The 23,946-nt window shown below is 58.1% G+C and carries 20 protein-coding genes; 12 read left to right on the top strand and 8 right to left on the bottom strand.

Annotation, left to right across the window (positions count from 1 at the left end):
* The first annotated feature begins 158 nt into the window (after nucleotides 1–158).
* Nucleotides 159–1,418 carry a glycosyltransferase family 4 protein gene (locus PFY00_RS10515; protein ID WP_271432511.1) on the top strand — a complete coding sequence of 420 codons (1,260 nt, stop codon included), beginning with the start codon at nucleotides 159–161 and terminating at the stop codon, nucleotides 1,416–1,418.
* A 92-nt stretch (nucleotides 1,419–1,510) separates the two neighbouring features.
* Here the strand turns inward: PFY00_RS10515 and PFY00_RS10510 are convergent, their stop codons facing one another.
* A complete protein-coding gene (locus PFY00_RS10510) occupies nucleotides 1,511–2,020 on the bottom strand; it encodes a DUF3576 domain-containing protein (protein ID WP_271432510.1) in 510 nt (169 codons plus the stop codon).
* A gap of 432 nt (nucleotides 2,021–2,452) precedes the next feature.
* Between PFY00_RS10510 and PFY00_RS10505 the strand changes: the two genes are divergently transcribed.
* The 7 genes from PFY00_RS10505 to PFY00_RS10475 all read left to right on the top strand — a co-directional run bounded on the left by PFY00_RS10505 (nucleotide 2,453) and on the right by PFY00_RS10475 (nucleotide 9,667).
* Nucleotides 2,453–3,406, top strand: a complete 954-nt coding sequence (locus PFY00_RS10505; protein WP_271432509.1) for a porin — start codon at nucleotides 2,453–2,455, stop codon at nucleotides 3,404–3,406.
* A 97-nt stretch (nucleotides 3,407–3,503) separates the two neighbouring features.
* Nucleotides 3,504–4,970, top strand: coding sequence for a tetratricopeptide repeat-containing sulfotransferase family protein (locus PFY00_RS10500; RefSeq protein ID WP_271432508.1), 1,467 nt, complete (start codon nucleotides 3,504–3,506; stop codon nucleotides 4,968–4,970).
* Nucleotides 4,961–5,626 (top strand): YggS family pyridoxal phosphate-dependent enzyme, encoded by a 666-nt coding sequence (locus PFY00_RS10495; RefSeq protein ID WP_271432507.1) that lies wholly within the window; start codon nucleotides 4,961–4,963, stop codon nucleotides 5,624–5,626. Before PFY00_RS10500 ends, PFY00_RS10495 begins: the two co-directional genes overlap by 10 nt.
* Before the next feature lie 42 nt (nucleotides 5,627–5,668).
* The gene (gene pdxR / locus PFY00_RS10490) at nucleotides 5,669–7,141 is read left to right on the top strand and encodes a MocR-like pyridoxine biosynthesis transcription factor PdxR (RefSeq protein WP_271432506.1); all 1,473 of its coding nucleotides are present in this window, start codon (nucleotides 5,669–5,671) and stop codon (nucleotides 7,139–7,141) included.
* A gap of 9 nt (nucleotides 7,142–7,150) precedes the next feature.
* Nucleotides 7,151–8,083, top strand: coding sequence for a bifunctional riboflavin kinase/FAD synthetase (locus PFY00_RS10485; protein WP_271432505.1), 933 nt, complete (start codon nucleotides 7,151–7,153; stop codon nucleotides 8,081–8,083).
* Between the two features lie 40 nt (nucleotides 8,084–8,123).
* Nucleotides 8,124–8,603 carry a YcgN family cysteine cluster protein gene (locus tag PFY00_RS10480; RefSeq protein ID WP_271432504.1) on the top strand — a complete coding sequence of 160 codons (480 nt, stop codon included), beginning with the start codon at nucleotides 8,124–8,126 and terminating at the stop codon, nucleotides 8,601–8,603.
* An 11-nt stretch (nucleotides 8,604–8,614) separates the two neighbouring features.
* A complete protein-coding gene (locus PFY00_RS10475) occupies nucleotides 8,615–9,667 on the top strand; it encodes a threonine aldolase family protein (protein WP_271432944.1) in 1,053 nt (350 codons plus the stop codon).
* Between the two features lie 23 nt (nucleotides 9,668–9,690).
* Here the strand turns inward: PFY00_RS10475 and hspQ are convergent, their stop codons facing one another.
* Entirely contained in the window at nucleotides 9,691–10,017 is a 327-nt protein-coding gene (gene hspQ, locus PFY00_RS10470; protein WP_271432503.1) for a heat shock protein HspQ, read from the bottom strand.
* Nucleotides 10,018–10,265: 248 nt separating this feature from the next.
* On the opposite strand from hspQ, the gene PFY00_RS10465 reads away from it, so the two are divergent.
* Nucleotides 10,266–10,859 (top strand): transglycosylase SLT domain-containing protein, encoded by a 594-nt coding sequence (locus PFY00_RS10465; RefSeq protein WP_271432502.1) that lies wholly within the window; start codon nucleotides 10,266–10,268, stop codon nucleotides 10,857–10,859.
* Nucleotides 10,860–10,928: 69 nt separating this feature from the next.
* Here PFY00_RS10465 and PFY00_RS10460 read toward each other — a convergent pair whose 3' ends face one another.
* The 4 genes from PFY00_RS10460 to PFY00_RS10445 form a co-directional block, all read right to left on the bottom strand.
* Nucleotides 10,929–11,519 carry a LolA family protein gene (locus tag PFY00_RS10460; RefSeq protein ID WP_271432501.1) on the bottom strand — a complete coding sequence of 197 codons (591 nt, stop codon included), beginning with the start codon at nucleotides 11,517–11,519 and terminating at the stop codon, nucleotides 10,929–10,931.
* Between the two features lie 259 nt (nucleotides 11,520–11,778).
* Nucleotides 11,779–14,844 carry a DNA translocase FtsK gene (locus PFY00_RS10455; protein WP_271432500.1) on the bottom strand — a complete coding sequence of 1,022 codons (3,066 nt, stop codon included), beginning with the start codon at nucleotides 14,842–14,844 and terminating at the stop codon, nucleotides 11,779–11,781.
* A 22-nt stretch (nucleotides 14,845–14,866) separates the two neighbouring features.
* Nucleotides 14,867–16,048 (bottom strand): aminotransferase class I/II-fold pyridoxal phosphate-dependent enzyme, encoded by a 1,182-nt coding sequence (locus PFY00_RS10450; RefSeq protein WP_271432499.1) that lies wholly within the window; start codon nucleotides 16,046–16,048, stop codon nucleotides 14,867–14,869.
* A 178-nt stretch (nucleotides 16,049–16,226) separates the two neighbouring features.
* Nucleotides 16,227–17,600, bottom strand: coding sequence for an FAD-binding oxidoreductase (locus PFY00_RS10445; protein WP_271432498.1), 1,374 nt, complete (start codon nucleotides 17,598–17,600; stop codon nucleotides 16,227–16,229).
* 90 nt (nucleotides 17,601–17,690) lie between these two features.
* On the opposite strand from PFY00_RS10445, the gene PFY00_RS10440 reads away from it, so the two are divergent.
* On the top strand, nucleotides 17,691–19,358 hold the full coding sequence (locus PFY00_RS10440) for a chloride channel protein (protein ID WP_271432943.1): 1,668 nt from the start codon (nucleotides 17,691–17,693) through the stop codon (nucleotides 19,356–19,358).
* Nucleotides 19,359–19,364: 6 nt separating this feature from the next.
* Here the strand turns inward: PFY00_RS10440 and PFY00_RS10435 are convergent, their stop codons facing one another.
* On the bottom strand, nucleotides 19,365–20,699 hold the full coding sequence (locus tag PFY00_RS10435) for an amidase (protein ID WP_271432497.1): 1,335 nt from the start codon (nucleotides 20,697–20,699) through the stop codon (nucleotides 19,365–19,367).
* Between the two features lie 46 nt (nucleotides 20,700–20,745).
* On the opposite strand from PFY00_RS10435, the gene PFY00_RS10430 reads away from it, so the two are divergent.
* Both PFY00_RS10430 and PFY00_RS10425 read left to right on the top strand, forming a co-directional pair.
* Nucleotides 20,746–21,993, top strand: coding sequence for an FAD-dependent monooxygenase (locus PFY00_RS10430; protein ID WP_271432496.1), 1,248 nt, complete (start codon nucleotides 20,746–20,748; stop codon nucleotides 21,991–21,993).
* Nucleotides 21,994–22,083: 90 nt separating this feature from the next.
* Nucleotides 22,084–22,836 carry an SDR family NAD(P)-dependent oxidoreductase gene (locus PFY00_RS10425; protein WP_271432495.1) on the top strand — a complete coding sequence of 251 codons (753 nt, stop codon included), beginning with the start codon at nucleotides 22,084–22,086 and terminating at the stop codon, nucleotides 22,834–22,836.
* A gap of 144 nt (nucleotides 22,837–22,980) precedes the next feature.
* Here the strand turns inward: PFY00_RS10425 and PFY00_RS10420 are convergent, their stop codons facing one another.
* Nucleotides 22,981–23,859 carry a LysR family transcriptional regulator gene (locus PFY00_RS10420; RefSeq protein WP_271432494.1) on the bottom strand — a complete coding sequence of 293 codons (879 nt, stop codon included), beginning with the start codon at nucleotides 23,857–23,859 and terminating at the stop codon, nucleotides 22,981–22,983.
* Between the last annotated feature and the right edge of the window lie 87 nt (nucleotides 23,860–23,946).

The raw sequence follows: 23,946 nt of genomic DNA, 5'->3' as shown, positions 1-23,946 counted from the left end.
GCATAGAAGGGCCACGCCCGACGAGCAAGAGGGACCCTACGGGTTGTCGACATTTCGGCAACCCATCGGCCCTTGTTGGCAGAAGTGCGGAAAACCACCGTTGGCGCGCCGGAAACGAGATGCCAGAAAGGCACCACTAATTTTACCAAGGTCGCAAAATGAAAATCCTGCTGATTCACCAGAATTTCCCTGGGCAATACAAACACCTTGCGCCAGCACTCGTGCAGCAAGGCCATGAGGTTGTGGCTTTGACTTGCAAGGTCAAGGAGCCGCAAAACTGGCAGGGCGTCAAAATCATCCCTTACGAAATTCAGGGGGCATCCACCAAGGGCATTCACCCGTGGCTAGCCGATTTCGAAACCAAGATCTTGCGGGCAACCTCATGCTACCGCGGCGCCAAAGCCCTAAAGGCCAAAGGGTTCGAGCCGGATGTCATCTGCGCGCACCACGGCTGGGGCGAGTCGATGTTCCTCAAAGATGTCTGGCCGAACGCGCGGCTTGGCCTGTACTGCGAGCTTTATCATCTGACCAGCAAGCCCTTCATCAATTTTGACCCCGAGTTCCCAAGCAAGAACATCGAAAGCGATACGCTGCGTATTCGGATGAAGAATCTGAACAATCGCCTGCACGAAGAGGTGATGGATGCGGGGCTGTCACCAACCCGGTTCCAGGCCAGCACATTCCCTGACAAATGGCAGGATCGTCTGACCGTGGCCCATGACGGGGTGGACACCGAAGTCGCCAAGCCAAATCCGGACGCAAAACTGAAAATCAACGATGATCTGACCCTGACACGGGACGACGAGGTCATCACCTTTATCAACCGTAACCTCGAACCCTATCGCGGCTACCACGTCTTCATGCGCGCCCTGCCCGAGATTTTGAAACGCCGCAAGAATGCCCATGTGGTGATTCTGGGTGGAAACGAAGTCAGCTATGGCTCCAAACCGCCAAAGGGCCAAACGTGGATGCAGATCTTTATCGATGAGGTTCGCGGACGCATCCCGACCCCGAGCTGGAACCGCGTACACTTTATGGGCCGCGTGCCCTACGACACGTATCTGTCGATGATTCAGGTCAGCCGTGCCCATGTCTACCTGACATACCCCTTCGTGTTGTCCTGGTCCCTGCTGGAATCCATGAGCGCCGAATGCGCAATCGTCGCCTCGGGCACTGAGCCGGTTCGGGAAGTGCTAACCGAGGGCGAGACGGGCCTTATGGTTGATTTCTTTGACAGCAATGCACTGACGGACAGGCTCTGCACACTTCTTGATGACGAAGCCCTCAGAAAGCGGCTGGGTGAAAACGCGCGGACATTCGTACAGGAAAACTATGATCTGCAAACGATCTGTCTGCCACAGCACCTGAAATGGGTCGAAGACCTCGGCAAACTGGAGCCGCGCCCGATCATCGATTGACGGCCCTGCAGGTATCTTCGCACGAAAAATGGCGCCGCGATTGCAGCGCCATTCTGATATTCCGATAACCCCCGCGAAAGCAGGGGCTTAGATCAAAGCCGGCTATCCTGCCCACGCAGCTGACGCGCCCGCGTCAGAATCGCATCTTCAAGCGCACGTACGGTAGCAGCAGAGGCCGGACCGGACCGTGTCATCAGCGCCACGTTCAGCGAACGCGCATCCAATGCAGGATCGCTTACGTAAATGGTTGCGCGATAGGCGCGGCCACCGCCCGGAGGCGTACCATAGCCAGTGGTGATGACACCCGTGAATGGATCGACCGATTGAACAGGCAGAAAGTTCAGGGTCTCAAGAGCAGCGTTCCAGATGTACTTGTTGACCGAACCAACCTGACCTTGGTCCGGGCGCGCACGGAAGATATCCCAAAGAGTGCTTCGCGGCTTCTGGCCGTCGGGATAAAGCACCGAGTCCATGATCTCATCTGCAGGTGGTGTCTCAACGGGTGCGCGATTTGGGTTTCGGTTTCCAAAAGCGCCGCACCCTGCCTGGACGAGCAAGGCAACAGTAAGCCCCATTCCCAAGGCAATGCGTGTCTTGTTCATGTCTCGTCTCCTGCGAATGACGACCTTCAATCCTGACCCTGAATACCCACGCAATACAAAAGCGGCAAGTCGGCAATCACAATCAGGTCGCGATTCTGCTTTTCCGCGCGCGTAATCGCGCGTGCGCCCGCCTTACGTAGGGGGAATCGGTCGCTTTGCCGTAACAAACGTCCTGTCGAAAAGGGCAATCCGGATTCGCAACGCCAACACAAAATCAACGACCTGTAAGCGGGAAATTGCGCATATTTTCCTGTGTAACAGGTGTCAAAGCGCCGTGGCGGGAATCCTTGTGGCAATTGCGCATCACTCGTTTCCTTGTTCAGCAACCGGCTTTCGTGAGGGTTGCGAACGGCCGGTCGGCGGGCGCATAGATCACTCCATCAAAGTCGGGCATCCGGCTTGGTACGTGCCTTTGAACACATGAGGGAAAAAATGAAAAACATCCTGTTCGCGACCACCGCGCTGGTTGCAACCGCGGGCGTAGCGTCCGCAGACATCGCCATCTCCGGTTCCGGTGAAATCGGTATCTTCGGTGGTGACGGCATCGACACTCAGTTCCACACTGACGTTGACGTAACATTCGCCATGACCGGCGAAGCAGACAACGGCCTGACCTTTGGTGCGTCCGTTGACCTCGACGAAGGTGGCGCGGGTGCAGCAGCTGTTGCAAACGACGCTGACGACGGTGGCGCATCTTTCTTCGTTGCTTACGGCAACGCACGTCTGGACATGGGCGACACCGATGGCGCGTTTGACGCAGTCATCGCAGAAACTGCTCTTGCTGGCGGTTCGATCAACGACGCACACACCGGCCACGCTGGCTGGGGTCACGCGGCAGGCATCAACCTGAACAACGGCATGGACGGTTCCGCGTTCACCGGTGGTGACGGCCAGATCGCTCGCTTCTCGTACAGCTTTGAAGGCTTCACAGGCCACATCTCTGCTGAGCAGTCGCTGAACGGCGCATTCGACACCATCTGGGGTGTAGGTATCCGTTACTCCGCAGACATCTCCAACGCCACTGTTGGCGTAGGCCTTGGCTACCAGTCGCAGAACAACGTGTTTGATCTCTGGGGCCTGAGCCTCGACACCACGTTCGACAACGGTCTGTCCGCAGCTGTTAGCTACTCCAAGCTGTCCTTCAACGGCGGTGGCGAAGTTGAGCACACAGCGATCGGCTTCGGCTACACAATGAACGCTCTGGCCATCGGCATCAACTACGGTGAGTACAACACCGACTTCGGTTGGGACTCGAACGGCTTCGGCATCGCGATGTCCTACGACCTCGGTGGCGGTCTGACAGCTCAGGCTGGCTACGGCTCCTCCGACGACCAGATCCTCGGTTCTTCCGACAGCTGGTCCCTCGGTCTGGCAATGTCCTTCTAAGTCAACCCGACTTAGTTAGACTGAAGAGCGGGCTTTATGCCCGCTCTTTTCTTTTTGGGCTCCGATTGTTAGCTGCATAGCAAGGAGATGCGCTTCAATGATGCCACTGGCCCAACAAGACCCAAAGACTGTTTTGAACCGCGCCAAAGCGCTGTTTGAACAAGGGCAGTTTGAAACATCTAAACTGCATTTCATTGCGGTGCTGCAAAAGGCACCACAACACGCTGAATCCTACATCTTCTTGTCCAGAATCGCATTTGAACTGGGCGATCGGGACGCCTGCCTCGAGCATCTGAGGAAGGCTGCCGACCTCATCCCCGACAATCCGCGTGTCTGGATGGCACTCGCTGATCGTCATCGACACTTTGGCAACGAAACACAGGCCCTCGCCTCCTATGACAAGGCGATTGCACTGTCACCCAAGGACATAACCCCACGCGCGGACAAGGCTCATTTCCTGCAACTGATCGGTGAGTTCACCAAAGCTGAGGCGCAGCTGGTGAAACTCATCAAGAATAACCCAGGTCAGCCCGAGCTGTTCCGGATTCTCTCGGCCACGCGCAAATCCAACAAGCGGGATCCTTTGCTGCGCGAAATGTTGGGTCTTTGGAAAAGGACAGACCTTGCCGAAATTGGCCGCATGCACCTCGGGTACGCGCTGGCCAAGGCTATGTCCGATCTGGGCGAACACGATCGTGTCTTTGGCTACCTGGACCAAGCAAACGCGATCCAAGCTAAACTGGCACCCTATGACCATGCAGGCCGAAAGGCAGAAGTCGAAGGCGTGCTCTCAGCACAGACTGGCCCCTTTGATCGCGTTGGCCCAAGCATAGCCCCTGCCCCCGTTTTCGTCTGCGGTATGCCCAGATCCGGTACAACACTGGTTGAGCAGATCATCGCAGCTCACAGCACAGCACAGCCCGGCGGGGAACTGTCCCATTCGCTGCAGCAAGCCTATAAACACTTTGGCACCGGCGCCGAGATGCGCGCGACAGATACTATGCAGCCAGAGATTCTGACTGCGTTCGCCCAAGGCTACGAACGCCTTGTGCAGCGCGATTTCAGAACCGAAGCAACGGTTCTGACGGACAAGAGCATTCAAAGCATATTGGTTTTCGGTCTGTTGCACGCCGCAATCACCAATGCGCGCCTGATCGTCGTATTGCGCGATCCACGTGATGTCGCCCTGTCGATCTATCGCAACTATTTTTCGTTGGGCACACATCGCTATGCTTGTCGGTTTTCCGATATTGCCAAGGAAATCAAATTGTTCCGTGTGATGTTGCGCCATTGGCAAGAACGCCTGCCCGACGCCGTCCATGTGATAAAATACGAAGATCTCGTGTCCGATCCAGAAAACGGCGCACGCCGATTGCTGAAATATGCAGAAATGGACTGGGAAGACCGTTGTCTCGATTTCCACAAGGAACGCAGCACGGTACAGACGCTGAGCGTGGCGCAGGTCCGGCAACCGATTCATTCTGGTCGCCGCGAAGCCTGGCGGCGCTACGAAAGCGCACTAGAACCATTCGTGAATGCTTGGGGAGATGAGCCGTGGGATTGATTGATACCGAAGAACGCATCGCAAAGGCCTGCAAAGACGCCGGACGCCCACGGTCGGATGTCCAACTGATCGCCGTCAGCAAAGTCCAACCGCTGGACCGGGTTGAAGCCGTTCTGGAACAAGGCCACCGCTTGTTTGGCGAGAACAAAGTTCAGGAAGCCGCCGGAAAGTGGCCCGACTTCAGAAGCCGTTTTGACGACGTAACCGTGCACTTGATTGGCCCCTTGCAAAGCAACAAGACAAGGCAGGCTATGGAACTGTTCGAGGCGATCCATTCCGTGGATCGTCCCAAACTGGCCAACAGCCTTGCAAGGCTGGCGCAGGAAATGGGCCAGTGTCCCGACTTGTTCATTCAGGTGAACACCGGCGAAGAGCCTCAAAAGGCGGGGGTTATGCCCAAAGATGCCGACCAGTTCATCAAGGATTGCATCGCGATGGACCTTCCCATCAAAGGCGTCATGTGCATCCCCCCGGCCGACGAAACACCATCGCTGCATTTTGCGCTCTTGGCCAAGATCGCGGGTCGCAACGGTCTGTCAGGACTCTCGATGGGGATGAGCGGCGATTTCGATCAGGCAATTGCCTTCGGCGCAACTCATGTGCGGGTTGGCTCAGCGGTTTTCGGGGAACGCACTTACGGCACTGAACAGTCGTAAGGCCAGATTGCACTTCGCATAGCGCCAATCTATGGTGCCGCCATGGCTATTCCCGTGGAAACTTTTCATCTCAGTGCCAAAGCGAAAGGCACACTGCAGGCCCGCATCCAGCAGATGGTGGCCGAAGGCATTTTGTCTGGGCGTTTCCAGCGCGGTGAAAAGCTGCCCTCAACCAGAAAACTGGCGAAACACCTTGGGGTCAGCCGGATCACTGTGACCTTGGCCTATACCGAATTGCTCGCGAATGATTATCTCAGTGCGCGCGGTCGCTCCGGCTACTTTGTATCCGACAATGCGCCAGAGCCGCCGGATTTCGGCCCTCTTGCCCCGCGCGAAGATCGTGTTGATTGGGATCAGGCGTTGGCCCGGCGCTATACGGGTGGCACACGTCTACGCAAACCGGATGATTGGGCTGGCTATCGCTACCCCTTTATCTACGGCCAAACCGATCCTCAGCTTTTTGATCACGCGAATTGGCGGCTGTGCGCAATGCAGGCACTGGGGATCAAGAACTTCACCGCGCTGACCATGGATCAGTTTGCCAATGACGATCCCGAACTGGTGACCTTCATTGCGCGACACACTTTGCCCCGACGTGGAATCATGGCCGGTCCCGACGAAATTCTGGTCACGATGGGCGCTCAAAACGCACTGTGGATCGCGGCGCAGCTGCTATGCGCCGATGGCCGCAAGGTCGCCGTCGAAGAACCATGCTATCCGGAACTGCGCGGCCTTTTGAATAACGTCGGAGCCGAGGTTCAGTCGTTGCCTGTGGATCAGTTTGGCCTGCGTCCCGACAGCGTTCCGGATGGCACTCAGGTTCTTTTCACAACGCCAAGCCACCAGTGCCCGACATCCGCGACGCTACCAAGATCCCGCCGCGACACTTTGCTGGAACGGGCGGCGGACATGGGCGCGCTGATCGTCGAAGATGACTATGAATTTGAAATGTCGTTCCTGCGCCCGCCTTCCCCCGCGCTCAAAAGCCTCGATGAAGACGGGCGCGTGATCTATGTTGGCAGCTTTTCAAAATCACTATTCCCCGGTCTCAGGCTGGGGTATCTGGTTGGTTCCGCTGACTTTATCCGCGAAGCGCGCGCGCTGAGAGCATCAGTTTTGCGTCATCCGCCGGGACATATTCAACGCACCGCGGCCTACTTTCTCAGCCTTGGCCACTACGACGCCTTGATCCGCAGGATGAGTCGGGCCCTGAACGAACGACGCACAGTTATGGAAACGGCCATACAAGAGCACGGCCTGCAAATTGCCGGAAGTGGCGCGCATGGTGGATCGAGCTTTTGGATGAAAGCGCCCGATGACGTTGACACCGAGCAGTTGGCCAAGGAGCTGAGCTGGCAAAGCGTCTTGATCGAACCCGGCGCCCCGTTTTTTGCCTCGGCTAACCCGCCGCGCAACTTCTACCGGCTTGGGTTCAGCTCCATACCTTCCGAGCGCATTGCCGAAGGCATAAAACGCATCGGCACAGCGCTTGCGAAGCACGGCGCGGGCCGCTAACCAACGCCTATGCGTATCATCCGAGACTATCAGTTCGTACAGCCCAAAGACCGAGGCGCCAGCGCTGCCATCGGCAATTTCGATGGCGTGCACCTGGGCCATCAGGCCGTTATCCAGATCGCGGCCGATGCCGAACCTGACGCGCCCTTGGGGATTTTGACGTTCGAGCCGCACCCCCGCGCCTATTTCGCACCCGAGGCCCCGGCATTTCGTCTGATGAACGCAGAAGCAAGGGCATCACGCCTAGAGAAATTGGGCGTTGATCGTCTGTATCAGTTGAATTTTAACGCCGCGCTGGCCTCGCTCAGCCCCAGGGAATTCGCTGCAAAAGTCATTCACGAGGGCCTCGGCCTGCGGCATGTAGTGGTTGGGGCCGATTTTTGTTTCGGGCAGGGTCGCAAGGGGACGGCAAAGGATCTGCAACGCTTTGGAGCGGAGATGGGCTTTGGTGTGACCATCGCAGAATTGCTCGAAACCGGGGGGCTACAGGTGTCTTCAACTGCAATTCGCAAGGCGTTGAGCGATGGGCGGCCACAGGATGCCGCCGCGCAATTGGGGCATTGGCACCGGATCGAAGGCGAAGTCATCGGCGGAGAACAGCGCGGGCGCGAACTGGGCTATCCAACCGCCAACATGTCAATTGATGGGCTACATCCGCCAAAATTTGGGGTCTATGCCGTATTGGTGGACGTGACCGAAGGGCCGCACAAAGGCAGCTATCATGGCGCAGCCTCCATCGGCGTGCGCCCTATGTTTGATGGGGAGGTGCCGAACATCGAAACCTTCCTGTTTGACTTCAAGGGCGATCTCTATGGAACACGCCTGTCCGTTGCGCTTGTGGATTACCTGCGCCCCGAACTGAAGTTTGACGGTTTGGATGCACTGATTACGCAGATGGACGCGGACTGTGAAAAAGCCCGCGGTATTCTAAGCGCTCTCTGAGCCCCTTCCCTTTGGCGTGCCATGGCGCTACGCCTTGGCCATGACAGACAACCCGTCCCCCATCGCAAAACCCGGACTGCCAACCCGTTTCTGGGAGCGCAAAAAGCTTAGCCAGATGAGCCGCCCTGAGTGGGAAGCGCTCTGTGATGGATGTGGCAAGTGCTGCATGAACAAACTGGAAGACGAAGAAACCGGCGAGGTGGCTTTGACCCGGCTTGCGTGTCGTTTGTTCGACGACAGCACCTGCCGTTGCGCCCAGTATGATATTCGTCACCAGTTCGTGCCGGAGTGCATTGTGCTGGCACCCGACAACATCGAACAAAATCTGTACTGGATGCCTGAAACCTGCGCGTACAAACTGCTTTGGCAGGGCAAACCGCTGATGGAATGGCATCCACTGATTTCCGGAACAACACAAAGCGTTCATCACGCCGGTGTTTCCATGCAGGGGGCAACCGTGCCAGAGTTTGAAGTCGACGAAGACGACTGGGAAGAACACATCATAGAGGAACCGCTATGACACAGCCTGTGATGAACTTTGCCTCGGACAACGGCGGCCCTGCACCGCAGGCCGTGCTGGATGCTTTGGCAGCCGCGAATTCTGGCTATGCTGGCGGTTATGGCGGCGATGACCTGTCTCAGGATGTGGCGGACCGCATCCGCACTTTGTTCGAGGCGCCCGATGCTGCGGTTTATCTGGCCGCAACAGGCACCTCCGCCAATGCCCTGGCTTTGGCCACACTTGTTCAGCCTTTCGAGACCGTGTTCTGCACACCCGATGCACATATCCATATGGACGAATGCAATGCGCCGGAGTTCTTTACGAGCGGCGCAAAACTGACACTGGTTCCCGGCGACGACCGCATGACAGCCGCTGCGTTGCGCGGTGCCTTGAACGGCGAAGAAAATCGAGGCGTGCATGGTCCGCAGCGTGGTGCCGTTTCTCTGACCAATGTGACCGAGGCGGGAAACGTCTACACCCTCAGCGAACTTAAGGCATTGTGCGCTGTAGCGAAGGAATTTGATCTGCCCGTGCATCTGGACGGCGCGCGCTTTGCCAATGCATGTGCAACACTCGGGTGCACACCGGCAGACATGACATGGAAGGCGGGTGTCGATGTTGCGGTCTTTGGCGGCACCAAGAACGGTTTGCTGGGCGTCGAAGCCGTTATCCTGTTTGATCAATCCCGCGCCTGGGAATTCGAGCTGCGCCGCAAACGTGGTGGCCATCTGTTTTCCAAGCATCGTTTCCTTGCCGCGCAGATGAGCGCCTATCTGGACAACGACAATTGGATGACCTGGGCAAACGCAGCAAACAGCGCGGGCATGAGGCTTCGCCAAGGTTTGGAGGCTTTGGGAATCGGCATTGCCAACGAAACACAGGCCAACATGGTGTTTTTCAACGCGCCGCGGCGGGTGCACCGCGCACTCTTGCAGGCGGGCGCGATCTATCACCCTTGGGGCGATCTCGACGGCGGCGCCGAAGACGCGCCCATCACCGGGCGTCTGGTCTGCGACTGGTCCACGCAGGACAGCGCAATAGACGGCTTTCTGGCCCTCTGCGCATCAGCGCTAAAGGCATAGAGGTTTGGGCGCTGTGCGCGGTATTAGTTCAGCTGGAAATGCAGCTCGTAGCTGCCGTCGGTGAAAGCGCCGAACAGATCGGGGATGTCCGGATGATCGACCGGCTCACCGCTGTAGTCTGCAACCAAATTCTGTTCTGAGACATAGGCCACATAGAATGACTGATCGTTCTCGGCCAGCAGATGATAGAACGGCTGCTTTTTGGCCGGACGGCTGTCCTCGGGAATCGCTTCGTACCATTCTTCGGTGTTGTTGAACTCTGGATCCACATCAAAAACAACACCACGAAACGGGTGTTTTCGATGCCGGACGACCTGGCCCAGATGGTATTTCGCACGTTTCGATTGCATAGTATGAGCCTTCAACATCCGTCCGTTAAGCCACAGAAATCTCGAATTGTCCAACTTTCGGCCATGATTTTGCCGGAAACACACTGTGGCTCGCTGCCCAACAGTGGGACTATCCGCCTGATACGCCGGGATTGAGCGGTTTTCCACCCGGCATTTACCAATCTGGTGCCTTCAGACAGAAATGTGATTCCCACCTTCGCGCCAATCCGCTAAACTATCGCAAAACAAATAAAACAAAGGCGAGAAGCATGAGCAGATGGCTTCGCGCGATGGTTATTGTCCTTTTGGCCGCCTCGTGTGGTGGCGGCGGGTCGGGCAAAGCACCGCGCAATCTAGACAATGCATGTTCCATTTTGGAGCAACGTTCCGGATACATCCGGGCGTTCCGGGCCGCTGAACGAAAATACGGGGTTCCCGTGCACGTTCAAATGGCGACAATCTATCAAGAGAGCAAATTCGTCTCGGATGCGCGCACACCGCTGCGTTACAGGCTTGGCGTAATTCCTGTGGGCCGGCAAAGTTCGGCCTTTGGCTATAGTCAGGCTCTGGACGGCACGTGGAAAGAGTATCTTGCCGCCACAGGCAATCGTGGTGCGCGGCGGGACAACATCCGCGACGCGACCGATTTCATGGGTTGGTACATGAAGGGCACGCGCGACCAGCTGGGAATCCCACTGTCTGATGCACGTCGTCAGTACCTTGCCTACCACGAAGGTCGTTCCGGCTATCGGCGCGGGACCTACAATTCCAAATCGTGGTTGTTGCGGGTTTCGGCCGAAGTGGGGGACCGTTCGCTGCGGTACCGTGATCAGCTGTCACGCTGCCGGGCCGCCAGACGGTAGTCGGGCTTCTAAATTGGAAAAAAAGCGGCTCAGTTTGAGCCGCTTTTTTTATTTCCGGTGGAATAGCTCTCAGCGCAGCTTTTCCAGCTCTGGCTCAATCTGGAACAACCGGTTGGGCAGTGTCTTTTTCTCAAGGCCGCCCAGTACGACAGTGGTACTGCCGCCATTCCCGTCCTTGATGATCCACTGGCGCAGTTCGGCTGGCTTGCCCGTGAACTTCAGCTGGATTGAGCCATATTCAGGGCGCTTCGGATCCTGCGCGGTGACCACTGTTGCAGTCCCGTCAAAGCTGTGGCCATGCACCATGCCAGCTTGGGACAGGTTCACGTTACGCGCCAGAATGATCGACAGGGGGGTCTGGTTCAGCGGATAGCTATCTGGCTGGCCACCGAACTTGCGATCCAGAATATAGACGGATCCCGCAGTGGCCAGAACCAGGGCGCGCTCGGGTGGATTGTAGTCAAACCGCACCTTGCCGGGGCGTTTGATCGAAATCGTACCAGTCGAGATCGTCCCGTCACCATTGATCTGGGTAAAGGTGCCTTGGGCTGTCTGAATGGAATTCAGATACCTGGAGATTTCGCCCAGCGACAGTTTCTGTGCCTGCGCAGGAAGCGCCAAAGTCACAAGAGTCGCGGCGGTAATCAGCATACGAAGCATCGTTACATTGTCCTATCTGCTCATGTTGGCGTTCTATCTGGCACGGTTGACCGTGTTATGCGATATCGCGCGGTGTTTTATCAAATATCGGGCCCGACAAGAACCTGATCAAGGGGAAGGCTACACGCCTTGCTGCAGAGACGATCCCGAGCGCTGGTTCCCGGCGAAAGATCGCCTGCGTCTGTCGCAATGTCCCGCAAACGAAAACCGCGCGCCTGTTTCAGACAGGCACGCGGCTCAATTTGTTTGATCCGTCAGATCAGGCCTGTTCTGGCACCAGAATCTCGCGTTTGCCAACGTGGTTGGCTGCACCGACGACACCCTGATCTTCCATTTGCTCAACCAGACGCGCAGCTTTGTTGTAGCCAATGCCCAATTTACGCTGAATGTAGGAGGTCGAGCATTTGCGATCCTTGATCACGATGCCAACCGCCTGATCATAAAGCGCGTCTTCGCCGCCCGTGTTGCCGCCTGTGTTCAGGCCCAGCACAGCATCAATGTTGTCAGCCTTCTCATCATCCGGGCCTTGAACAACACCAGATACATATTCCGGAGGACCAAAGGCCTTGAGATGGTTGACGATTTCCTCAACCTCTTCATCCGAACAGAACGGGCCGTGACAGCGGGTGATCTTGGCACCGCCAGCCATGAACAGCATGTCCCCCATACCCAGCAATTGCTCGGCGCCCATCTCGCCCAGAATGGTTCGGCTGTCGATTTTCGACGTCACCTGGAAGGAAATCCGTGTTGGGAAGTTCGCTTTGATCGTGCCGGTGATCACGTCCACCGAAGGACGCTGGGTCGCCATGATAAGGTGAATGCCCGACGCCCGTGCCATCTGGGCGAGGCGCTGAATGCAGGCTTCGATCTCTTTGCCCGCAACCATCATCAGGTCTGCCATTTCATCGACGATCACGACGATGTATGGCATTTTCTTCGGTTCGATCTCTTCGGTCTCGAAGATCGGCTCGCCGGTTTCATCATCGAAACCTGTCTGAACGGTTCTTTCGAACATCTCGCCTTTGGACAACGCATCTGCAACCCGGCTGTTAAAGCCATCAATGTTGCGCACACCCATCTTGGACATTTTGCGATAGCGATCTTCCATTTCGCCAACGACCCATTTCAAGGCAACCACGGCCTTTTTCGGGTCTGTCACAACAGGCGAAAGAAGATGAGGGATGCCGTCATAGACGCTGAGTTCGAGCATCTTGGGGTCGATCATTACCAACCGCAGCTCTTCTGGTGACAGCTTATAAAGCAGGGACAGGATCATCGTGTTGATCGCAACCGACTTACCAGAACCCGTGGTCCCCGCAATCAGCAGGTGGGGCATCTTGGCGAGGTTCGCGACAATCGGATCCCCCCCGATGTCTTTGCCCAGTGCAAGTGGCAGTTTGTGGTTTCCGTCACCATAGTCGCGTGTCGAAAGGATTTCGCGGAACGAGACCATTTCGCGATTGTCGTTGGGCAGTTCGATACCGATCACGCTGCGGCCGGGCACGGTGGACACACGCGCCGACAAGGCAGACATGCTGCGCGCGATGTCATCAGACAGACCGATGACACGGCTGGCCTTGAGACCCGGAGCAGGCTCAAGTTCATACATCGTCACGACCGGACCAGGACGAACAGAGACGATTTCACCCTTCACGCCATAGTCATCCAACACGGATTCGAGCATCCGGGCGTTTTCTTCCAGTGCCTCATCCGAAAGGTGGTGCCGCTCGATGGTCTCCGGGCTGGCCAGCAGGCTCAGCGGCGGAAGCTCATATTCGGGACGGTTTTCCTCGAACTTCAGGCTCGGTTGCGCTTCTTCCTGCGCGCGGCGCGAGGTTTTGATCGGCTTACGCGCAGGCTGCTGCACGACCTTCTTAGCGACTGGCTGTGGAATGGCTGCAGGCGCGGCGCTGGCAACAGGTGCCGGGCCAGCGCGATCATCCAGAATTTCTGCTTCGTCCGGATCGCCGTAGTCATCAAAATCGCGCATCTCGGTATATGCCGATATGTCCGCATAGGGATCAGCGACCGGTGCGGCCTCTGGCGCTGGCGGGATCGGTTGCGCGCCGAAAGACGCCATGGCGGTGCCAAGCACAGCGGCTGCTTCGCCCTGCGCGCTGGCCAATGGTGTCTGAGGTGCTGTCAAAGGTGGCTCTGGCGGCAATCCAACACCAGCGTCACGCGCCTGCGGCTTGAAGATCAAGGGCTGAGGTCCGAACCCCCTGCCCTTGGTCAGCGGTTTGCTGGGATCGGCAGGCGCAGCTGCGGCAACCTGAGGCTGCCCGCGCATCCGGGTTTTGACCGCATCCGCGATCTTGGCCTTCACACGATCATCCTGCGGGGCCTCCATATCGTGACCAACCACTCCGGCATCCACCAACTCGGGCTCGGGCATGGGATCACTGCGTTTGAGCAACGAAGGCATGCGGGCCAGCAATCCGGTTTTTTCTGCTGGCATTTCAATTGGGTCTTCGACGTGTTCCAAAATGGCATCCGGTTCCGCCGTGATCGCTGGCTCGGCCCTGCGAACCCGCGCGGCCGCTGCCGCTGGCGCCGCCGGAATGGCCTCTTGCGAGGCAGCCCACGCGGCATGTTCTGCCGCCTCCGCCTGTTTGCGCGCCCGGCGTTCCGTGTTGGCAACCTGCATTTTTTGCGCTGCACCCACGGCACCTGTCGCGCCCCGGCCCAGTATATTCATCAGCGTGGCATAGACCATGACAACGCCGACAATCAGGAAACGCGATATTCCCCGGATTTCTTCTCGTACAAAGCCCAGCACAAATGCGCCGAACGCAATGATGATCGCGGCCATGACGAACTGGATGAGCTTGAGACCGAATTCTGTTCCGACAGGCAGCAGGTTCAGCAAGGAGCCCATCATCATGTCACCAAACAAGCCACCAAGGCCAAAGTTGTGGCTCCAACCGGCGGATTCGTTCAGTCCCGAGGCATAGACCGAACACATCGCAACCCAGATTGGCGCAAACACAAGCCGTCCAAAGGCGCGGCCTTCACCGCGGTGCGCCGCAAAGCGCACGCCCCAGACCAGCAGAACCAAAGCCAGCGCCCATGATCCCCAACCGACGATCATGAAAAGGGGCGCAGCCACGGACGCGCCCAGACGGCCCATCCAGTTCTGAACCGGGGCATCTGTTGCCGACAACCAACTTGGGTCTTCGGGGGTATAGGATGCGATCATTGCGACCGCCATCAGGCCCAGCACCACCAGAGCCAGTCCAAACAGTTCCCGGCCACGCCGTTCCAGTGAAACCGCTGTCTCGCTATCGAATAGAGGGTCCCGCCCCCGCGATTGATATGATGCCATGCCTGCCTCGTTTCTTCTTGTTTTATTCGCCGTAAAGACAATCCCTGATCGCAATCAGGCCTGCCTCGGTCTCGTCTTGCGCGGCGACCATGGCCACGCGAATGTATCCTTTGCCCGGATTTCCATCCGGCCCTTCCTGAGACAGATACGCGCCGGGCAGCACCCGCACGCCTGTCTCGGTCCAAAGCTTCAATGCCGCCGCTTCGCCATCTTCGACCGGAAGCCAAAGGAAAAAACCTGCCTGGGGCGGCATGTATCCGGGGACATTCCCCAAAATTCGGTCGGCCAGATCATACTTTGCCTGATACAGTGCCCGGTTTTCCGCCACATGCGCCTCGTCGGCCCAAACCTTTTCGGCCACATGTTGAAGCGGCAATGGCAGCGGCGCACCGGAATAAGCCCGAAGCTGTTTGATCCGCTTGATCGTTTCAGGACCCCCCGCCACGAACCCGGACCGCAATCCGGGCAAATTCGACCGCTTGGAAAGCGAATGGAACACCGCAACCCGCTCGGGATGCGCGCCTACTCTTTGTGCAACCTGCCAAGCCCCCGCCGGCGGTTTGTCTCGATAGATTTCCGAATAGCATTCGTCCGCGAGGATCTGGAAATCATAGCGTTCGCCCAGCGCGATCAGAGATTCCCAATAGTCTGCATCCGCGATGGCGCCCTGCGGATTGGCTGGAGAGCACAGATAGACCAAAGCCGTACGCTTCAGGGTGTCTTCGTCCACGCTGGAGAAATCGGGCAAATGCCCCGTCTCGGCCGTTGCAGGCACAAAGACAGGATCGGCCGAGACCGAAATCGCCGAGATCATATAGACCTGATAGAAGGGGTTTGGCATCAAGACAGCCGGTTTCTGGCCCGCCTTGGTCTCTGGGCACAGCGCCATGCCCGCATTGTAGAGCCCCTCCCGCGTGCCATTCAGCGGCATGACCTGCGTGTCAGGATCGGCCATTACGCCATAGCGTTTGGCCAGCCAGTTCGTGATCGCCTCACGCAGTTCGGGCGTGCCGTCATTGGGTGGATATTTCCCAAAGCCATCCGAATTTTGTGCAATGATTTCAGTGATCCAAGGCGGAAACGCATGTTTCGGCTCACCGATTGTCATATGCCGGACAGGCCCACCCGGTGCATGCACATCCAAAAGGGCGCGCAGACGCGGGAACGCATAAGCCGGAAGGTTCGAGAACCGCTCGGGAAACATGAATGACTGCCTCTGGTTGCGGGATCATTGTCGCCCCGCTTTGGGACAGAATAGGAAATAACCGGGGGCACTGTCCAGAATTTTGCCATGATCTCGGGGGGATGTGGCGCGAATGCCGCATGCCTTGGCGATCGGAATCAACGCCCCTATGGCCCGCCAAAAAATTGTCCACAGCTGCTTAGTTGCCCGGCACCAGTTTTCCGGGGTTCAGGATGTTGTCCGGGTCCAAGGCCCGTTTCACGGCGCCCATAACATCCCAGCCATCGCCGTGTTCGGCACGCATATAGGCCAGTTTCCCCATTCCCACGCCATGCTCGCCGGTGCAGGTTCCGCCCAAGGCGATCGCCCGTTCTGCCATCCGGTGGGACAACGCCTTGGCCGTTTCAAGGTCCGCGGGTTGCTCAGGATCAACCAGCAGGATGGCGTGAAAGTTGCCGTCGCCCACATGCCCAAGAATGGGCCCGGGAATACCAGAGGCCTCAATGTCGGCCTGGGTTTCCTCGACCGCCTGCGCCAGTTTGGAAATCGGCACACAAATGTCCGTGACCAGCGCCCGCGCGCCTTTGCGGGCCGCCAAGATCGCGTAGTAGCCGTTGTGCCGCATCGCCCAGAGCGCACGCCGTTCTTCCTCGCGGGCGCTCCATTGAAATTCCGATCCACCGTGATCCGCTACAATGTCACCGAACCGGACGGCGTCTTCTGCCACACCATCGGGCGATCCGTGAAATTCCACCATCAGGTGAGGCGCTTCATTCATTGATGAGCCCGAATAGTCATTGAAGGCGCGCGCGCTGGCGGCATCCACGAATTCGATGCGGGCCATGGGTATGCCCATCTGGATCGTCTCGATCACGGTGTCCACGGCTGCGCCCATGGACGGGAATGAACAAATCCCGGCGCTGGTGGCCTCGGGAATGCCGTGCAAGCGCAACGTGAGTTCGGTCACCAGACCCAATGTCCCTTCCGAGCCCACCATCAGCGCCGTCAGGTCATAGCCAGCCGAAGACTTGCGCGCACGGCTACCGGTTTCAATAACGCGGCCATCCGCCAGAACGACCTGCATACCCATCACGTTGTCGCGCATCGTGCCGTAGCGCACCGCCGTCGTGCCAGAGGCGCGCGTCATGGCCATCCCGCCAATCGATGCGTTTGCACCTGGATCGACAGGGAACATCAGCCCCGTCGCGCGTAACTCTTCGTTCAGTGCTTCGCGTGTCACGCCCGGCTGAACCGTGACATCCATATCTGCTGAACGGATCGAAAGAACCTTGTTCAGATCGCGAAAATCCACAACGACCCCGCCCCTTAGGGCCAGACCATGTCCCTCGAGCGACGTCCCCGCGCCCCATCCAATCACAGGGCAACGCGCCTGCGCGCAAATGCGCATGATTTCAGCAACCTGAGCGGTATTTTCAGGATAAGCCACCGCCTCGGGTGGCATTGGCGGAAAATGTGTCTCGGACCGCCCGTGCTGATCGAGATCGGGCTTGGAACGGCTGAGCCGTTCGCCTAGGAGTTGGGACAGGGTTTCGAGCGCCTGTTCATTGGCCATTGCAATGCCTCACGAGTTTTCCCGGGGCAGCTTATACAACGGTCGGGACGAGCGATAGTTCCCGGATTGGAGGACCCGGCTTTGCTTAGTCTGCTGCGTGATCAGATACGCAATACCGGCGCACAGGTTGCGCGCGGCTGGGATTTGCTGCGTCACGAGGGCCCGGGGCAGATCCAATTCTGGTTTATCGCCCTTATCGTTGGAATCGTTGCAGGATTTGCCGCCATCGGATTTCGTGCGGCGATTGCCAAGTTGCAAACCACGCTCTACGGCACCGACGACGTGACCACGCTGCACAGCTTTGCAGAAACCTTGCCGTGGATGTGGGTCTTGCTGATCCCGGCAATCGGCGGCATCGCGGTCGGCATAATCCTGCATCATTTTACACCCGATGGCCGCGTGCGTTCGGTCGCCGACGTGATCGAAGGCGCTGCGCTCAACGATGGCCGGGTTGAAAAGAAGGCGGGGATTGCCTCGGCGCTTTGTTCCTGGATCACATTGTCGACCGGCGGTTCCACCGGCCGGGAAGGGCCAGTTGTGCACATCGCGGCCATGGTTTCGTCTTGGGTTGCCAATTTTCTGCGCGTGGATGGCATCACAGGCCGCGATCTGCTGGGCTGCGCCGTTGCCGCTGCGGTCTCGGCCAGTTTCAACGCGCCCATTGCCGGCGCGCTTTTTGCGCTGGAGGTCATCCTGCGCCATTTCGCCGTGCACGCATTTGCCCCCATCGTCGTGGCCAGCGCCGCCGGAACTGTCATCAACCGACTAACCTATGGCGATGTGACAGAGTTCACCCTGCCCGGAACCGGTGTTGTCGAATTCTATCTCGAGCTTCCGGCCTTTTTCATTTTGGGTCTCGTCTGCGGGCTGATCGCCGTCTTGATGATGCGGGCGGTCTTTTTTGCCGACGATCTCGAAACTGCGTTGCAAAACCGCCTTGGATTGCCGCATTGGCTTCGCCCCGCTGTCGCGGGTCTTCTGCTGGGTGGCATTGCTATTTTCTACCCGCATATCATCGGCGTCGGCTATGAAACCACATCACGTGCGCTGACAGGCTCGTTGGTCCTGCACGAGGCGATCATCTTTGCCATGCTCAAGGTGCTGGCAGTCGCAATCACCATGGCTGGCCGCATGGGCGGAGGCATTTTTTCGCCCTCCCTGATGGTTGGTGCTTTGACCGGGTTGGCCTTTGGCCTGATCGCAACGGGCCTGTTTCCTGAACAATCGGGGGCCTTCACGCTCTACGCGCTTGCCGGAATGGGCGCTGTTTCGGCCGCCGTTCTGGGTGCGCCAATCTCGACCACGCTGATCGTGTTCGAACTGACCGGCGACTGGCAAACCGGCCTCGCCGTTATGGTTTCTGTTTCGATGTCCACGGCGCTCTCGACACGGCTCGTGGACCGGTCGTTCTTCCTGACCCAATTGGAGCGGCGCAATGTGCATTTGGCAGCCGGTCCCCAAGCTTACTTGCTGGCCATGTTCCGGGTGCAGGGTGTGATGCGCAAACCAACAGACGACGCAGCAGCTGACGAAGAAGCCTGCCTGCGGATGATCGAACAGGGGCTCTTTGTCCAAGCCAGCGCAACGCTCGAGGTCGCCCTGCCGATGTTTGACCGATCGGGCGTGGCATTCCTGCCTGTGGTTTCATTGGAAGGCGACGAAAACGCGCCAGTTTTGCAAGGCGCGCTCTTTCACGTGGACGCCTTGAAAGCCTACAACAAGGCCTTGGCAGCAACCGCAGAAGAAGAGCACAGCTAGGCTAAATCAAACCGCCAGAGCGGCCTCTGCGGCGGCAGCGATGCGCAGCAAACGATCTTCGGTCATCGGCGCACCCATTAGGGATATCCCGCAACTCGGCACGCCGGTTGGCAGCGTCACGGCACAGACACCCATGAGATTCCCCACGCGGGTGTTCCGCAGCGCCAGCAGATTTTCCGTGACGTAGTAATCGCTGTCGGTCATCAGCCGTTCCACATTGGGCGGAAGGATCGGTGCAGTCGGGCACAGCACGGCATCAAATCCTGAGGTGCGCTCCAGCCATTGGGCACGAACCTGATCAAGCCGCTGCCAACCTGCCACGAAATCGGCCCCAGAGAAATCCCGGCCACCTTCAAATCGTTCCCGGATTGGCTGGAACATAGCCTCTGGGTTGGCTTCGATTGCGTCGCGCCAAGTGCCCCAAGCTTCGGTCATGTAAAGCAAACCGGCATCCGCCATGGAGCCTTCGATTTCAGGGAATTCAAAGTCAACCAATTCGGCACCCGCATCCGATAGCTTGTTCAGCGCACTGGCGTAGGCGGCCTTTGGCGCATCCCGCAGGTCATCCATCACAAGCGTTTGCATCACTGCAAAACGGCGCCCTTTGAGACTATGCGTGCCGCGCATATCCGGAGCCGGTCGCCCTTCAAGCGCAGCAAGAACAAGCGCGGCATCTTCAACGGTCCGGCACAAAGGGCCAATCGTGTCAAAGCGGGCCGCCAAGGCAACAGACCCCGTGCAATCCACACGTCCTGACGTGGTCTTCAAACCAACCAGATCGTTCCAGACCGAGGGTATGCGGACTGACCCGCCAGTGTCTGAACCGATCGCCGCCGCTGCCAGACCAAAGGCCACAGAGGCTGCCGCGCCCGAAGACGATCCACCTGCAACCGCATCCGGATCATTGATGCAGGGTGACGTTGCCGTGACCGGGTTCAGGCCCAGTCCGGAAAACGCCAGTTCCGACAGGTGCGTTTTACCCAGACAGACCAATCCCATGGCCGTGGCAACGCGCAAGACCTCAGCGTCTTTCTCGGGAACACGTCCCGCCAAAAGCGCCGAACCCGCTTCGGTTGCAACCCCGGCGCTGCCGAACAGATCCTTCCAGCTGATCGGAACGCCATCCAGAGGTGACAAGCGCCTGCCGGAATGCGCCCTTTCACGAGCAGCCGCAGCCTCGGACAGGGCGCGCTCAGGTGTCAGCCGGGCGTATATGCGGTCTGCAACCGGACTGGCGGCGATGGCATCCAGGAAAAACTGTGCCAATTCCACTGGATCGATCTTTCCGGCGCCGATGCCCCGTCCAAGATCCGCCGCTGTCATTTCGCCCCAAGTGGTCATGCTGTTCTCCTGTGCTGCGACATAGACGGTAGCGGCAGGCGGGCGCATGGACAATCCCGTCAGGGTATCCATATTGCAAAGCATGAACAGCGATCTTCTCATTGTTGGCGGTGGCCTGAACGGACCCGCACTGGCATTGGCCGCAGCGCAGGCAGGTATTTCCAGCACTGTGGTCGATGCGCTGCCCACCCAAACCCGCACGCGCAACGATTTCGACGGGCGCTCTTATGCGCTGGCGCTGGCCTCTAAACGTATGCTTGCCGCTCTGGGCCTTTGGGAACAGCTCGAGGCCCACACGCAACCGATGCAAGAGATCAAGGTTTCGGACGGACGTGTTGGCGATGCCGAGGTCTTTCTTGGTCTGCATTTCAACAGCGCCGAAATCGAAGAAGGCCCGATGGGCTACATGATCGAGGACCGCTATCTGCGAACGGTGCTTCTGGATGCAATGGACAGCAATGACCTGATCACGCACAAGCCGGAAAGCCGCGTGGTCAGTCAGGCAAACAACGCCTCGCAGGCCAGTGTCACGCTTCAGGATGGCTCGGTTCTGACAGCCCGACTGCTGATCGGAGCAGATGGGCGTCAAAGTGGAACCGCACAGCGCGCCGGAATTCAGCGCACCGGATGGGGCTATGGCCAGACAGCCCTCGTCTGTGCCATCGACCATGAAAAACCACATGGCGGCGTGGCCCACCAGTTGTTTATGCCTGCCGGACCCTTGGCCATTCTCCCATTGCCCGGCAACCGCAGTTCGATCGTCTGGTCCGAGACCGAAGAGAACGCGAAATCCATCAATGCGCTGAGCGATGAGGACTACCTTGCGGTCTTGCGCCCTCGCTTTGGAAACTTTCTGGGCGACATCGATCTGGCGGGCGCCCGCTATACCTACCCCTTGAACCTGACACTGGCGAACAGCTTTGTCGGGGAACGCCTCGCGCTGGTTGGCGATGCTGCACATGGGATGCACCCTATCGCGGGACAGGGGCTGAATGCAGGCCTGCGGGATGTCGCCGCGCTGGCCCATGTCATGAGCCATGCCGCCCGACGCGGCGAAGACTATGCCAGCCCGCAGGTTTTGGCCCGCTATCAGCAGTGGCGACGGTTCGATACAGCAAGCCTCGCTGCCGCGACGGATGTGTTCAATCGGCTTTTCTCGAACGACAACCCCTTGCTGCGCGCCGCACGCGACTTTGGCATGGCGGCGGTCAATGCCGTCCCAGAACTCCGTCGCACGTTTATCCGCGAAGCCGCCGGTTTGACCGGCGAACTGCCGGATCTGATGCGCGGCTGATCGCAATAGCTGATCCGGTGATGGCCAAGAGGCTTTGATCTGACCGTTCTTCGTGGCAACACTGGCTGCCAAACAAGACAGGAGCGGATCATGACGCAAAAATGCGCAATCGTAACCGGGGCCGCACGCGGCATCGGATTGGCCACCACGGACCTTTTTCTCGAACAGGGTTGGCAGGTGGCAATGGTTGACCGGGATGAATCCGAATTGTCCACCGCGGCCGGGCAGCGTGAAAACGTACTGGCCATCCATCGCGATGTATCAAACCCGCAAGACGTCGGCGCAATGGTCCGAGAAACCAAAGGCTGGGCAGGCCGGATCGATGCGCTGATAAACAATGCAGGCGTCGCTGAATTTGGTCCCTATGAGGACTGCACGTTTGACATGTGGCGCCGCGTCATGGCGACCAATCTCGACGGCGTTTTTCTGTGCACACAAGAAGCCGCAGACGAACTGAAGGCAACCAAAGGCGCTGTTGTGAACATCGCTTCGATCTCGGGCCTGCGTGCGTCGACCCTGCGGGTTGCCTATGGCACGTCAAAGGCAGCGGTTATCCAACTGACCAAACAGCACGCCGCCGAGCTGGGGGAATTCGGAATCCGGTGCAATGCAGTTTGCCCCGGTCCGGTGCGGACAAAACTGGCCATGGCCGTGCATTCGCAGGAAATCATCGACGCGTATCACGATGCAATTCCGTTGAACCGCTACGGATCAGAACGGGAAATCGCGGAAGTCATCTGCTTTCTGGCCTCGGACCGGGCATCTTATGTCACTGGTCAGGTCGTGGCGGCCGATGGCGGCTTCGAATCCACCGGCGTCGGATTGCCAGCGCTGCGGAACTGAGCCCTTTCAACCAGTCACGAGACCAAGCAAAGACCAGCCACAGTCCTTTGCCCTATGTGGGGCCTATCCCTGATAATGTCACCCGAAGCGCTTTGTCCACTTTGAGCCCATTTTGCTGAATGCTGCGTTGCGCACGAACGGCAGCTATGGGTAGGCACTCAAAAAATCCATTGCTTCCGCCAGGGCTGAGTCGGATCGCATTTTCCGTCGGTGCGGTGTCATTAATCTGACCTCCAATGGGACCCTAAAGCGATCAGAAAGAACTTCACGCAAAACACCTGCTCGCATGAACCCGGCGGCACAAATATCTAGGCAGCCCGTCACACCCAACCCTTGATTTGCAAGGCTGAGTTGCACTGAAGGGTGTGATGCGCTGATGGCTTTGTCCAAGCTGAGGCGTCCCTTCGGATTGGTGAGCGGGTAGCCAAAAGGGGGCTTTCGCTCTGTACTAACAATTGCGGTCAACTCGGCAATCCGCTCAACCGAATTCGCGTCTTCTTCCGAGACCAAAGCGGCACTCGCAACAAGAATTGCGTGTGCCTTACCCTTCCAAATGGTCCGCAGGTCATGATCGGTGGCGAATTTGGGCGCAACCCGCAAAAAGTAGTCCCGCGCAAATCTGCTATGATCGACGAATTCGTCCTCAGCGAATATCTTCAGCGTGAGCAACGGGTGTTTTTCCATCAAGTGTTGAGCAACTGCGCCGAAACACGTGTTTGCAACTTCTGTCGGAACGCTCACACGACATGCTTGGTCCAGTTCGTCTGAGTTTTCAGGGCCGAGCGCACTATTCATGAGGTCAACGATTCCGGACGCTGACGCATAAACACGCTCGCCTTCCGTGGTTGGCGTAACGCCCAATTTATGACGGATCAGCAACGCCGTCCCCAACCGATTTTCAAGCATTTTCACCGACTCGCTCAATCCTGAAGGTGAGATGCCGATGTCGTCTGAAGCAGATTTCATTGAGCCGGCTTCGACGATGCGAGCGAAGTTGGCCAGATGACGTAGGTAACCGTGCATTCTGTTTTTCCGAATTTTTCACATCTAACCTTCTGAATATCGGTATTTCTGGCAAACCGCTACGCTCTTGCTAGGAAAAAGAGGAGT

The sequence above is a fragment of the Thalassococcus lentus genome, from assembly GCF_028023555.1.
GTDB lineage: Bacteria > Pseudomonadota > Alphaproteobacteria > Rhodobacterales > Rhodobacteraceae > Thalassococcus_A > Thalassococcus_A lentus.
Note: the sequence above shows the minus strand (reverse complement) of the source record. Positions and strands in the feature narration are given on the sequence as shown.

What these genes read in the sequence shown, in the direction of transcription:
- PFY00_RS10515 (WP_271432511.1), top strand. Translation starts at nt 159, where the DNA reads ATGAAAATCCTGCTGATTCACCAGAATTTCCCTGGGCAATACAAACAC.
- PFY00_RS10510 (WP_271432510.1), bottom strand. Translation starts at nt 2,020, where the DNA reads ATGAACAAGACACGCATTGCCTTGGGAATGGGGCTTACTGTTGCCTTG.
- PFY00_RS10505 (WP_271432509.1), top strand. Translation starts at nt 2,453, where the DNA reads ATGAAAAACATCCTGTTCGCGACCACCGCGCTGGTTGCAACCGCGGGC.
- PFY00_RS10500 (WP_271432508.1), top strand. Translation starts at nt 3,504, where the DNA reads ATGATGCCACTGGCCCAACAAGACCCAAAGACTGTTTTGAACCGCGCC.
- pdxR (WP_271432506.1), top strand. Translation starts at nt 5,669, where the DNA reads ATGGCTATTCCCGTGGAAACTTTTCATCTCAGTGCCAAAGCGAAAGGC.
- PFY00_RS10485 (WP_271432505.1), top strand. Translation starts at nt 7,151, where the DNA reads ATGCGTATCATCCGAGACTATCAGTTCGTACAGCCCAAAGACCGAGGC.
- PFY00_RS10480 (WP_271432504.1), top strand. Translation starts at nt 8,124, where the DNA reads ATGACAGACAACCCGTCCCCCATCGCAAAACCCGGACTGCCAACCCGT.
- PFY00_RS10475 (WP_271432944.1), top strand. Translation starts at nt 8,615, where the DNA reads ATGAACTTTGCCTCGGACAACGGCGGCCCTGCACCGCAGGCCGTGCTG.
- hspQ (WP_271432503.1), bottom strand. Translation starts at nt 10,017, where the DNA reads ATGCAATCGAAACGTGCGAAATACCATCTGGGCCAGGTCGTCCGGCAT.
- PFY00_RS10465 (WP_271432502.1), top strand. Translation starts at nt 10,266, where the DNA reads ATGAGCAGATGGCTTCGCGCGATGGTTATTGTCCTTTTGGCCGCCTCG.
- PFY00_RS10460 (WP_271432501.1), bottom strand. Translation starts at nt 11,519, where the DNA reads ATGCTTCGTATGCTGATTACCGCCGCGACTCTTGTGACTTTGGCGCTT.
- PFY00_RS10455 (WP_271432500.1), bottom strand. Translation starts at nt 14,844, where the DNA reads ATGGCATCATATCAATCGCGGGGGCGGGACCCTCTATTCGATAGCGAG.
- PFY00_RS10450 (WP_271432499.1), bottom strand. Translation starts at nt 16,048, where the DNA reads ATGTTTCCCGAGCGGTTCTCGAACCTTCCGGCTTATGCGTTCCCGCGT.
- PFY00_RS10445 (WP_271432498.1), bottom strand. Translation starts at nt 17,600, where the DNA reads ATGGCCAATGAACAGGCGCTCGAAACCCTGTCCCAACTCCTAGGCGAA.
- PFY00_RS10435 (WP_271432497.1), bottom strand. Translation starts at nt 20,699, where the DNA reads ATGACCACTTGGGGCGAAATGACAGCGGCGGATCTTGGACGGGGCATC.
- PFY00_RS10430 (WP_271432496.1), top strand. Translation starts at nt 20,746, where the DNA reads ATGGACAATCCCGTCAGGGTATCCATATTGCAAAGCATGAACAGCGAT.
- PFY00_RS10425 (WP_271432495.1), top strand. Translation starts at nt 22,084, where the DNA reads ATGACGCAAAAATGCGCAATCGTAACCGGGGCCGCACGCGGCATCGGA.
- PFY00_RS10420 (WP_271432494.1), bottom strand. Translation starts at nt 23,859, where the DNA reads ATGCACGGTTACCTACGTCATCTGGCCAACTTCGCTCGCATCGTCGAA.